Raw genomic sequence first — 12084 nt, 5'->3', positions numbered from 1 at the left:
CAGGTTTGTGGGCCACCGTCGCGGGCGGGGTTGGTAATCCTCGTCCGCGACCCATGTAGCGAGGGATGGGCCGCTGGCGGTGCCACGCCGCCGGTACTCCTATCCTCGCCCCGTTCGGATCCGACGTTTTGGGTTCCGGCGGAACCAAAACGGGGCGTCAGCGGACTCGGAGTTACGTGTCTCGCGTACTGAAGCCCGACGCTTGGTTTTTGTTCCCACGAAGGGCACGTCCCGTTTCCGGAATGGGCGGACACTTGAACCGCCAGTTTCGGGCCATCGGTTGCCGAAGGGGTCGTACCCTTCGGACCGACACGACAAGCGACGTGGGCACCATTCAAAAGCGTTGCCTGCAGGATGTGTACGGCGCGTATCCCACGACTGCAGTCGTGGGTTTTGGCCTGTCCAGCACTATAAATACTCCGACCCCTGTCGGGTTGGAACCGCCTGACAGGGGTCTGCTCGCTTATTCCTATCCGACGAGTAGCATAAGAGTTATATAGAATAGCAATCAATCCTCCAGGTGACTATGGCTCAACAGCAGATGGGCAACCAGCCCCTCATCGTACTGTCGGAGGACAGCCAGCGGACCTCCGGCAAAGATGCGCAGTCGATGAACGTTCAGGCCGGGAAGGCCGTCGCCGAGTCGGTACGGACGACACTCGGCCCGAAGGGGATGGACAAGATGCTCGTGGATTCCTCGGGCAATGTCATCGTCACGAACGACGGTGTCACACTCCTTTCGGAGATGGAAATCGACCACCCCGCGGCCGACATGATCGTCGAAGTCGCGGAAACGCAGGAAGACGAGGTCGGAGACGGCACCACCAGCGCCGTCGTCGTCGCCGGTGAACTCCTCAGTCAGGCCGAAGACCTGCTCGACCAGGACATCCACGCGACAACCCTCGCCCAGGGGTACCGCGAGGCTGCCGAAGAAGCGACCGATGCGCTCGAAGAGATCGCCATCGACGTCGACGAGGACGACACGGACGTCCTCGAGCAGATCGCCGCGACGGCGATGACGGGCAAGGGTGCAGAAAGTGCCAAGGACCTGCTCTCGGAACTGGTCGTCGAGGCCGTCCGGGCGGTCGCTGACGACGAGGGCGTCGACACGGACAACATCAAAGTCGAGAAGGTCGTCGGCGGGTCTGTCGAGAACTCCGAACTCGTCGAAGGCGTCATCGTCGACAAGGAGCGCGTCTCCGAGAACATGCCCTACTTCGCCGAGGACGCCTCGATCGCCATTATCGACGGTGCCTTAGAGATCAAAGAGACCGAGATCGACGCCGAGGTCAACGTCACCGATCCCGACCAGCTCGAGCAGTTCCTCGAACAGGAAGAGGCCCAACTGCGCGAGATGGCTGAGACGATCGCCGACGTCGGTGCGGACGTCGTCTTCGTCGACGGCGGTATCGACGACATGGCACAGCACTATCTCGCGAAAGAAGGCATCATCGCGGTCCGCCGTGTCAAGTCCAGCGACCAGTCACAGCTTGCACGCGCGACCGGAGCCACCCCCGTCTCGACCGTCGATGACCTGTCCGAGGCGGACCTCGGCTTCGCTGGCAGCGTCGCCCAGAAGGAGATCGCCGGCGACCAGCGCATCTTCGTCGAGGACGTCGACGACGCCCAGGCCGTCACCCTGATCCTCCGCGGGGGGACCGAACACGTCATCGACGAGGTCGACCGCGCAGTCGAAGACGCCCTCGGCGTCGTCCGGACGACCATCGAGGACGGCAAGGTTCTCGCTGGCGGCGGCGCACCCGAGATCGACGTCTCGCTCGCGCTCCGTGACTACGCCGATTCCGTCGGCGGCCGCGAACAGCTCGCCGTCGAGGCCTTCGCCGACGCGCTCGAGGTCATTCCGCGCACCCTGGCCGAGAACGCCGGGCTGGACCCCATCGACTCGCTCGTCGAACTCCGAAGCGCCCACGACGGCGGCGACACCGGTGCCGGTCTCGACGCCTACACCGGCGACACCATCGACATGGACGCCGAGGGCGTGTACGAGCCGCTTCGCGTGAAGACCCAGGCCATCGAGTCCGCCACCGAGGCGGCCGTCATGCTGCTGCGCATCGACGACGTCATCGCTGCCGGCGACCTCGCGGTCTCCGACGACGAAGACGAAGAGGAGATGCCCGGCGGCCCCGGCGGCGGCATGGGCGGCGGCATGGGCGGTATGGGCGGTGGCATGGGCGGCATGATGTAGGCGAGGTTCGGAGAGCATAGCAAGCGGAACCTCCGAACACGAGCGGGGAACGAAGAGACTCGCGATGCGAAACTACAGTTTGCTCTGCGAGCTAGTGAAGCTGGCCCGCGGCATAATTCAGTATAAATGCCTCCTCGCTCCCGCCGGTCGCTCGTTGACCCGAGCGCGGTGTCACACGCCGCGCCCAGTAAACGGCATCGCTCGGTTTCTTCGAACCGCTCGCTCACCGTTGCTCGACACTGGATGAGGTCGGCAAGCGGTTGACCACGAAGTCTGCTCACGTTATATTCCTTTTTCGACGGTACCTGTGAACGCGATTCTCACTGGTTGCTCTCACCGTTCGTTCCGCCATACTCGAGAACGGCCGTGATTGTGCCCCTCCCAACTGGAACGCCCATATCTCCTGGGATCCGGACGCGCAACACTCGTTTTGTGTCACTACCAGTGAGTGTCGATACAAACGACGCCGATAGAAAACGCGACGTGGGCGACACCGTCGGAGCGGCCACCGAGGACTATCTGGACGGTGATGTACTCAAGCGGGGCGCGGATCTCGAGTGTCTCGTCGGGTAGTGTAGCCGACCACCTGCCGCTACACGGTGTCGCTCCTCCAGTTCCACGTAGCGGACCGTCCGCCGCTTCGGGTGGGGCGGTGCGCTCCTGGTCGCCTCGACAGTACCGCGATCGTTGGAACTGTCGGTCTCATACGGAATACTGTACGTCATTGCCGGTGCAACCGCGACCGTCCTGCGGATGCACCGGTACATCGGTACAGCAGACCGTATCAGTCACTGTCACTTCCGGACGAGACTTCCGATCGTACTCCGTACTCGTTTCATCACCGCACGCGTAGCCGTTGGTATCGCGACCGTTGCACTGATTCACGACAAATTAAGTAGGTTCCCGCAATATTCGCCACTATGAACACGCTCCTTCTGGATAGCGACGACGTCGACGAGCACGCACGACTCACTCGCGTCATCGAAGCGGTCGAACGGGCATTCGCGGCCTTCGAGAACGGCACGACGCAGATGCCCGCAAAATCGTACATCGACCTGCCGCAGTACAACGGCGACTTCCGCTCGATGCCCGCGTACCTCGATACTGGCGAGTGGGATGCCGCCGGGGTAAAGTGGGTCAACGTCCATCCGGACAATCCCGCCGATCACGACCTGCCAACGGTCCTGGGAACGATGATCTACTCCGACCCCGAGACCGCGTTCCCGCTTTCGATCATGGACGGCACGGCCCTCACGATGAAACGAACCGGCGCGGCGGCCGCCGTCGCGACCAACCACCTGGCCGTCGAGGCCGCCTCGAGCCTTGGACTCGTCGGGGCCGGCGTCCAGTCCTACACACAACTCGAGGCGATCAGCGAGGTGCGCCCGATCGAGACGGTCGTCGTCTCGGATCCTGACGACGAGCGGGTGACGCGGTTCGTCGAAGCCTTCGAGGACCGGTTCGACGTCCGCGACGGTTCGATTTCCGAGGCCGGACATTGCGACGTTCTGTCGACGGTGACGCCCGTCAGGGAGCCGATCGTGGGCCGCGAGGCCGTCGGCGATCACACGCACGTCAACGCCATCGGGGCGGATGCCGAGGGGAAACACGAACTGGCCGACGAGGTGCTCGAGGCGGCGACGATCGTCATCGACGACCACGAGCAGTGTACCCATTCGGGCGAGATCAACGTCCCCTACCGTGCGGGAACGCTGACCGATGCGGACATCTACGGCGAAATCGGCGAACTGGTCGTGGGTTCGAAAGCGGGTCGAACGGACGACACCGGCATCACCGTCTTCGACTCGACCGGACTCGCGATCCAGGACGTCGCGGCCGCTCGTGTCGTGTACGAAACCGCCCGAGAGGAAGACGCTGGCTACGAGTTCGCGATTATCGATACCGGCCAGTAATTCCCGTCTGTGGTTCGGTCCCGACTCCGGCCGTCGACCGTCGACGCGGAGACACAGCTCGAGTACCGATCACAGTTACGTTCTGATTCGACGCGGCACCGAGCCGGTCATCGATAGTTCGTCGGCGTAGTGAACGACCGGGCCCCCGGTCGGCGCCGGGAGGCCGTTGGTCTCGAACATCGTGTTCTTGTGGATCGTCGCAGCGGCCGGTTGGAGCGGCCACGGATCGTGTGCGATCACGCCGCGCACGATGCCGCTCCCGGTCCACCCGTAGAACCGTCGGCGCGCAGTGAGCCAGTACTCGAGCGTGTTCGGTCTGGCAGTGAACGTCTCGCCGTCGGGACGGTAGGCCGCGACGAACCTGGTGGGGACGTCGGCATCTCGTCTCCGCCGTTCGCACGAGAACACGACGTGATTGTCTTCGGTCGCGCCGACTCGCATCTGGGCATGGGAGACGGGGAGTCTCGTCGCCCGACCGACGGCCGACGCAATCCGCGAGTTCCCGATATCGATACTGAAAAAATAGACGCCTCTCTCGCCCCGATATCGGACGTAGGTTCGAACGCCGAGTCCCGCGAATGCCAGCCGCGTTATCGACGGCGTCCCCCGCAATCCGACGTTCGTCAGGACGAACGGGAGAGCGCTCACCCAGGCCTGTCCGTCCCGCGTCTCGAGGGTCAATTGCCCTGGGATATGCGGCCGGAGATCGTCTGGGTCGACCGGCCAGTGTGCGAATAATCCGTCGCGCCATGTCATGGATAGGATGTGCGTGGCGTTCGACGACGACTCACCTGCCACCGTCCACCGAAGCGAATCCGTACGTTGTTCGTTCATCCTCTAAATCAACAAATACTGTGGAAAACCGTACGACGTACTGACGTATATAATGGATAGACAGCTGTCAAATCCGGTGGTGGTTCCGTCGTTCGCGGGGCGTCGTCGCGTCCGACGGCAGTCCTCAGTCGGCTGGGTCGACCGGCGATTCGTCGACCTTCTCTAAGGTGACGCCGCCGGATCCACCGTCGCCCGCGTCGTCCGATTCGATTTCGGCGATGAGTTGGTCGGTCGCGTCAGTCGCTCGGAGCACCAGCACGCCGAACCCGATTCGAGTGAGAGCGTCGATGTAGCTCCCGAGGAAGATTCCGCTGAAGGCGTCGAGCAGTCCGAAGCCCTGCCGCGACAGGAGGCCGATGACGAGGTAGCCTCCGAAGAGCAACAACAGCAGGTTTCGCAGTTTGCCGTAGAGCAGGACGCGCTCGCCACCCTGTTTGCCCGATTGGCGCGTGATCGGCCAGATCAGGATATACGCGAGCAAGCCCAGGAGTGCGAAATTAGCGATATTTGCCACGTATACCGCCGGTTCCGTGAGCAAGTAACCGGCGACCGAGGCGCTCGTCCACGACACCATGACGGCGTTGGTGGCGATCAACTGTCGGCGCGTTGCACCGGCGACCATGCACGTGATGGTAACCATCATCGGTCCCACGGTGTAATATTCGATGTATCGACTCACCTGAACCGGTTGCCCGGTCGGGGTCGTCACGAAAAACTGTTGTGTGGACATGCCGAAGTACGCGAGCGACAGTATCCCGCACATGAGCGGAATCGGGAGGTAGTACCGTCGCTTCCCCTCGGGAAACCGCGAGACCCAGAGCAGGAAGAACCCGGTTACCACCGCCATCGCGTAGAACGTGATCCGGTAGAGCGTTTCCGCGGGAATCATTGCGAATCACCGTCCCAGACCGCCGCGGTCGTCGGATCGTCCGGCGACACCGTGACGGTAAACTCGTCGACGGCAGTCGCGAGATCCGTCGCCCGCTCGTCGAGTCGCGTCGCTTCGGACGAGACGTCGCTGATCGTCGCGGTCGTCTCCTCAGCGGCAGCGGCGACCTGCTGGGCCTGCGAGGTCGTCTCGTCGGCGACGCTCGCGACGTTCTGAACGATCGTCGCCAGTTCCTCGGCTGACCCGGCCTGCTCGTCGGTCGCCTGATCGATCTCCTCGACCCCCGCAGCCACTTGCTCAATTTCCGTTGCGATCCGGTCGAGCTTTCGCGTGAGATCGTCGACCCCCTCGGTCGCCGATCCGATCACCGCTTCGGTTTCCTCGATCTGCGTCGCGCTTTTCGTCGCCCGTCGTTGTATCGATTCGATCATGGTTTCGACGTCTTCGACCGCCGCTTGCGTCTGTGTCGCGAGTTCCTTGACCTCGTCGGCGACGGCCTGGAAGCCGCCGCCTTCGCTCGCGGCACTTTGCGATCGCGATGACTCGATGGCCGCGTTCAACGCGAGCATATTGGTCTGGCCGGCGATCTCGTCGATCAGTTCGACGATCTCCTGGATCTGGTCCGCTTCTTCGTCCAGTGCGCGGATCGTCTCTGCGACGGCTTCCGTCTGTTCGCTCGCCGTGTGCATTTCGATCGTCGTTTTCTCGGCCGCCTGCTGGCCGTCCGTCGCCAGTTCGTCGACCTGATTGGATTGTTTAGCGATGTTGCTCGTCGCGGCGGCGACCTCCTCGACAGTCGCGGACATCTCTTTGACTTCTGACGTCGCAACGGACAGGTCCTCCGCCTGTTTGGCGGACCCGTTCGAAATCTCTTGGACCGACGTGGTGACTTCCGCGCTCGCCCGCCGAATCTCGTCGGAACTCGTCTGGACCTCGGTGCTCGTTCTGGCGACGTCTGTAGAGATCGTTTTGACCTGTGCGACCGCCGTCTCGAGGTCCTCGATCATCTCGTTGAACGCCTGAGCGATCGACACCATTGCATCGTGATCCGTTTCGGGCTCGAGACGGCGCTCGAGGTCACCGCCGGCACACGCCGACATGACCTCGCTGTACCGTTCTGCTTCGGCCACGAGTTCGCGATTGTGCTGTTCGGTCTGTCGCTGGGCATCGCGTGCGCGTTCGCGTTGTTCTTCTAGATCGTCAAGTGTGGCTTTGAGCGAGTCCCGCATAGTTGCGAACGATCCGTACAGGATTCCGACCTCGTCGATCCGGTCGGTCTCGAGGTCGACCGTGAGATCGCCCTCCCCCATTCGTTCGGCTTTGTTCGCAAGCCGGCGAAGATTGAGGGAGATGTTGCCGCCGAGGACGATTCCGACGAGCCCGAGATGGAGGACGAAAATAAATAGTAGGGCGAGCAACGCCGATGAGGCGGCCTTTTGTGGCCCGTAGACTGACGCCGCGGTATCGTACGTCGTGACCGTGAACGACCTGTCGCCGACGTCGATCGTCGCCGACGTCGCCGCGTACTCCGTGTCGATCCCGTCGGGGATGCCGGTGTCGACGTCGTCCGAACTCGGCGAGACCGCAGCGAGGACTGCCTCGTCGCCGACCGCTGCTTTCTCGCCGACCGTCGCGATCGATTCGCCGTCGGCGTTGGTGACGATCGTTCGGCTGGATTCGTCCGTCTGAAGGACCGAGGCGAATCTGTCGACGGGGGCTGAGACGGCCACGTACCGCAGACTCCCATCGGTACGTTCGACGCGGGTAACGAACGTGATGACCGTTTCGTTGGTCGTCAGTCCCTGATGGGAACTGCTCGGACCGTCGATTCTGCCGTCGATACCGGTAATCTCGAAGAAATTTTGGCCGTTCGTTCCGTTCCCGGTGCTCGCAAAGACGGTTCCGTCACTGCCGAGATAGTGTATTTCGACGATCCGATCCTCCCGAGCTGACTGTGCCGTCACGAGCCGTTCGTTGATTTCTGCGCTCGTTCCCCCCGTGATCGTTGCATCAGTCGCGAGCCCCGACGCCGTCTCCGCGTTCATCTCGAGCCAGGCCGCCGCGACGTCGCTATGGTCGTCAGTTTGATCGATGAACTGACCCTCCACAGCCGGGCCCACCGCGCTGGAGACATAGCTGAAAAATAGCGCGGCGACGAGAATTGTCGTTGCGATACCAACTACGAAGATGACCCCTATCTTTATACTATACGTTTCTCTGAGTCGGTCTGGGATAGTATAATCCAATGGCATATTATCACACGGGTGGTTCGAACAGGTTGGGACTGCCCAGTGCTTCCCTTTTACTGTTTTTTCAGCATAATTGAATGTTTTGGTTGAATTGAGTATCCTGAAAATTGTCAGTATCAGTGTTCAGTACCCATAACTGATTGTCGTGAGTATTGCTGATCGCGTGCAGGTCGAGGTCCAGACACCGACGAGTGACCCCTCTAATCACCCGTACTGTGTAGTCAGAACCCGATCGCTCACACGATCCACTCATACGGACTACGGTACGTCATTACCGGTGCAACCGCAGGAGGGTCGTGGTTACACCGGTAAAGCGGTACAGCAGACCGTATCAGTCACGGTCACTCGCTGCACGGACCGTCTCGTCGCCAGTCTCGAGGCTCGGCAGTGAGCCGTCAGTCGTCGATTTCGATTGCCGGGCGACCGGGTTCGGCGTTCGTGAGAAGGTCGTCGTCTGCCTCGTCGGCGCTGACGACGTGAACCGGCGCGTCGAACTCGCGTTCGATCAACCACGCGGCCGACTCAAGGGTTTCGTATTCGTCGTCCGACTCGAGCGTCATCGTCAGGGCCTCGCGCTCGGTCTGGAGGTCCTGCCCGTAGCTGGCCGCGGCGTCGCCGTGCTCGCGGATGTGGGATTCGCCCATGAGTTCGCCGATCAGATTGTCGGCGTCGCTCTCGATGGCGATTTCGAGGGCGTCGTACTTCCAGTCCGGGGCAACGGCGACGTCGATGGCGTTCGGGTCCTCGATCCCTGCGACCTCGACGATGTCGCGGATGTCCTCGCGAGTGCTCTGGACCAGTCGGCGCCGCTTAGCGACCCGATCGCGGTCGACCTCGGCCGTCGGCCAGTCGGCCTCGGCGACGAACCCGTCCCGTCCGAGTTCGTCGTACAGTTCTTCGGCCAGATGCGGTACGACCGGCGCGAGCAGGCGGACGACCGCCGACAACCCGCGCTCGTACGTGTCGGCGTAGGGGTCGGTGTAGTCGGCGTACTGCTGCAGCGTCCGGGTCAGATCCTGGGTTTCGCGAAGTGCCCTGTCGAACGTCAATTCGTCGTACTCGCCGGTCGCGATGGCGATCGCCGCATCGATTTCGCCGTCGACGTAACTCGCGATCGCGTCGTCGTCGCCGTCCGGTTTGGTCTCACAGTACGCTTCGACCATCTCCTGGAGCCGAGTCAGGAAGGCGTTGGTCGACCTGACGCCTTCCTCGCTCCAGTCGAAGTCACGCTCCGGCTGGGCGGCCTGCATCATGAACAGGCGGGCGGTATCCGCCCCATACTCGTCGACGATCCGCTGGGGAGAGACGACGTTTCCCTTCGATTTAGACATCGTTTCGCCCTCCAGTTGAACCATTCCCTGCGCGAGCAGGTTCGTGAACGGTTCGCGGTGGGCTAAGCCCTCGTGGTCGGCCAGTACTTTCGTGAAGAATCGCGAGTAGAGCAGGTGCATCACGGCGTGTTCGATGCCGCCGACGTACTGGTCGACTGGCATCCAGTCGTTTGCCCGCTCGCGGTCGAAAGGAGCGTCATCCGCGTCCGGCGAGACGTACCGCAGGAAGTACCACGACGAGTCGACGAACGTGTCCATCGTGTCCGTCTCGCGAACGGCGTCGCCGCCGCAGTTGGGACAGGTCGTCCGCTTCCACTCCTCGGCGGCGTCCAGCGGATTCCCGGTCGTGTTGATGAACTCGGGAAGTTCAACCGGCAACTCGGACGTGGGAACCATGACGGGGCCGCAGTCGTCGCAGTGGACGACTGGAATCGGCGTCCCCCAGTAGCGCTGACGGGAGATGCCCCAGTCGCGCAGTTGGTACTGGGTGGCCTTCTCGGCGCTCTCGATGTCCTCGGTCAGTCGTTCGCGGGCCGTCTCGCTGTCGAGCCCGTTGTACTCGTCGGAGTTGATCAGGACGCCGTCGTCGGTGAACGCGCCCTCGCTCACGTCGGGGGCGGTCGGCTCTTCGTCGCCGTCGGGTTCGGGAGCGATGACGGGTTTGATGTCGATTCCCTTCTTCTCGGCGAAGGCGTGATCGCGCTCGTCGTGGGCCGGCACTGCCATCAGCGCGCCCGTCCCGACGTCCGAGAGGACGAAGTCGGCGACGTAGACGGGAATCTCCTCTCCGGTGACCGGATTCGTCGCAGTCAGGCCCGTCTCGACGCCGTTCGGTTCGTCGCCTTCCGGGTCCGCCTCGTGTTCGACGAACTCGTGGACCGCGTCGTCTCGGTCGGCCAACTCCTCGCTGATCGGGTGATCCGGCGCGAGCGCGAAGAACGTCGCCCCGAATATCGTGTCGACGCGGGTCGTGAAGGCCTCCACCGAGCCGTGGTTCTCGATATCGAATTCGAGTTCCGTCCCGTGCTGGCGGCCGATCCAGTTGCGCTGCATCTGCCGAACCGAATTCGGCCATCCTTCGAGGTCGTCGATCGCTTCCAGCAGTTCGTCGGCGTACTCGGTAATCTTCAGGAACCACTGCTCTAAGACGCGTTGCTCGACGGGGGTGTCACAGCGCCAGCAGAGTTCGTCCTCGCCCTCGACTTGTTCGTCGGCGAGGACGGTCTCGCAGTTGGGACACCAGTTGACTTCGGCGTCGCGGCGTTCGACCAGATCCTCCTCGTAGAACCGTTCGAACAGCCACTGGTTCCACTGGTAGTACTCCGGCGTGCAGGTCGCGATTTCTCGGTCCCAGTCGTAGCCAAACCCCATCGCGGTCATCTGGTCACGCATCGTCTCGATGCAGTCGAACGTCCAGTCGCGGGGATTGGTGTCGCGCTCTTTTGCCGCGTTCTCGGCCGGGAGGCCGAACGCGTCCCACCCCATCGGGTGGAGGACCTCGTCGCCACGCATCCGGCGATAGCGAGCGTACGCGTCCGTAATCGTGTAATTTCGGACGTGGCCCATGTGGAGCTTGCCGGACGGGTACGGGTACATCCCCAGGACGTACGTCGGATCGTCGACGTCGTCGGGCGTCCGGTAGACGTTCGCGTCGTCCCACGCCTCTTGCCAGCGTCGCTCGACCGTCGCATGGTCGTATCCTGCGTCGCTCATTTTGCTTATATATGGGGATGACGTCGCCCTATACCTTTCCATACTTCTGTCGGTCGAGAGAGAGTTCGACGGTTCCCGTGTGCCGATTCCGACGGATCGCTCGGTCAATACCGATCGCCGTTTCCGTCCGACTGCGGGAAGTTTTATCGGCCCCTCCTCTGATTTTGGTGTATGGTAGCAGATTCCACCGTCTTCGTTACGGGTGCCAGCCAGGGACTCGGCCGCGAAATCGCCGTCGCGTTCGCGGATCGGGGTGCGAACGTCGTTCTCGCGGCCCGAAGCGACGGCATCTACGAAACGGAAGCACTCGCCGACGCGCCCGACCGAACACTCGCGCTCGAGACTGACGTGACCGATTCCGAGTCGGTCGCCGATGCGATAGACGAGACGGTCGAGGCCTTCGGTGGACTCGATTGTCTCGTGAACAACGCGGGGATCGCAGGTCCAACCGCGCCGGTCGAGGGAACGATCGACGACGAGTGGCTCGAGACGCTCGACGTCAACGTCGTCGGCGTCGCTCGCGTGACGAGACGAGCCGCCCCGCACCTCCGCGAGTCGGATCAGGGGAGTATCGTCAATATCTCCTCGATCGGGGGCAAACGGCCGTACGCCAACCGGACGCCCTATGCCGCCTCGAAGATGGGCGTCATCGGACTAACCCGCGCGTTGGCCGCCGAGTTCGGCGACGACGGCGTGACAGTCAACGCAATCTGTCCCGGTCCCGTCGAGGGTGATCGCATTCGGAACGTCTTCGAACGTCAGGCGGAACAAAACGACGTCGCCGCCGCGGACGTCGAAGCCGAGGTCCGCGAGTCCCTCACGCTCGACGAACTGGTCCCGCCTGCGGAAGTCGCCGAACTGTGCGTCCACCTCGCCGGTGCCGACTCGCGCCACGTCACGGGCCAGGACATAAACGTCTCCTCGGGCGGTGCATGGTACTAGCGCGAAC

At 62.7% G+C, this 12084-nt stretch carries 8 protein-coding genes; 4 read left to right on the top strand and 4 right to left on the bottom strand.

The annotated features are described in order from the left end of the window. Positions 1-541 precede the first annotated feature (541 nt). From thsA to NJU76_RS06630, 3 genes are all read left to right on the top strand, one after another. Positions 542-2206 (top strand): thermosome subunit alpha, encoded by a 1665-nt coding sequence (gene thsA / locus NJU76_RS06635; RefSeq protein WP_254532419.1) that lies wholly within the window; start codon positions 542-544, stop codon positions 2204-2206. Positions 2207-2650: 444 nt separating this feature from the next. Continuing rightward, complete coding sequence (locus NJU76_RS26530) at positions 2651-2779, top strand: hypothetical protein (protein ID WP_256566418.1); 129 nt, start codon at positions 2651-2653, stop codon at positions 2777-2779. A gap of 347 nt (positions 2780-3126) precedes the next feature. Continuing rightward, positions 3127-4119 carry an ornithine cyclodeaminase family protein gene (locus tag NJU76_RS06630; protein WP_254531994.1) on the top strand — a complete coding sequence of 331 codons (993 nt, stop codon included), beginning with the start codon at positions 3127-3129 and terminating at the stop codon, positions 4117-4119. 75 nt (positions 4120-4194) lie between these two features. Here NJU76_RS06630 and NJU76_RS06625 read toward each other — a convergent pair whose 3' ends face one another. The 4 genes from NJU76_RS06625 to leuS all read right to left on the bottom strand — a co-directional run bounded on the left by NJU76_RS06625 (position 4195) and on the right by leuS (position 11135). Continuing rightward, on the bottom strand, positions 4195-4953 hold the full coding sequence (locus NJU76_RS06625) for a YqjF family protein (protein ID WP_254531993.1): 759 nt from the start codon (positions 4951-4953) through the stop codon (positions 4195-4197). A 124-nt stretch (positions 4954-5077) separates the two neighbouring features. Next, complete coding sequence (locus NJU76_RS06620; protein ID WP_254531992.1) at positions 5078-5842, bottom strand: bacteriorhodopsin; 765 nt, start codon at positions 5840-5842, stop codon at positions 5078-5080. Continuing rightward, positions 5839-7950, bottom strand: a complete 2112-nt coding sequence (locus NJU76_RS06615) for a methyl-accepting chemotaxis protein (RefSeq protein WP_254531991.1) — start codon at positions 7948-7950, stop codon at positions 5839-5841. Before NJU76_RS06615 ends, NJU76_RS06620 begins: the two co-directional genes overlap by 4 nt. Before the next feature lie 536 nt (positions 7951-8486). Continuing rightward, positions 8487-11135 (bottom strand): leucine--tRNA ligase, encoded by a 2649-nt coding sequence (gene leuS, locus NJU76_RS06610; RefSeq protein WP_254531990.1) that lies wholly within the window; start codon positions 11133-11135, stop codon positions 8487-8489. A gap of 171 nt (positions 11136-11306) precedes the next feature. On the opposite strand from leuS, the gene NJU76_RS06605 reads away from it, so the two are divergent. Continuing rightward, positions 11307-12077: an SDR family NAD(P)-dependent oxidoreductase gene (locus NJU76_RS06605; RefSeq protein ID WP_254531989.1), complete on the top strand. Its 771-nt coding sequence runs from the start codon at positions 11307-11309 to the stop codon at positions 12075-12077. The last annotated feature ends 7 nt before the right edge of the window (positions 12078-12084 follow it).

The sequence above is a fragment of the Natrinema gelatinilyticum genome (genome assembly GCF_024266705.1).
GTDB lineage: Archaea > Halobacteriota > Halobacteria > Halobacteriales > Natrialbaceae > Natrinema > Natrinema gelatinilyticum.
The sequence above is the reverse complement of the archived record's forward strand: the minus strand, read 5'-3'. Positions and strand labels throughout refer to the sequence as shown.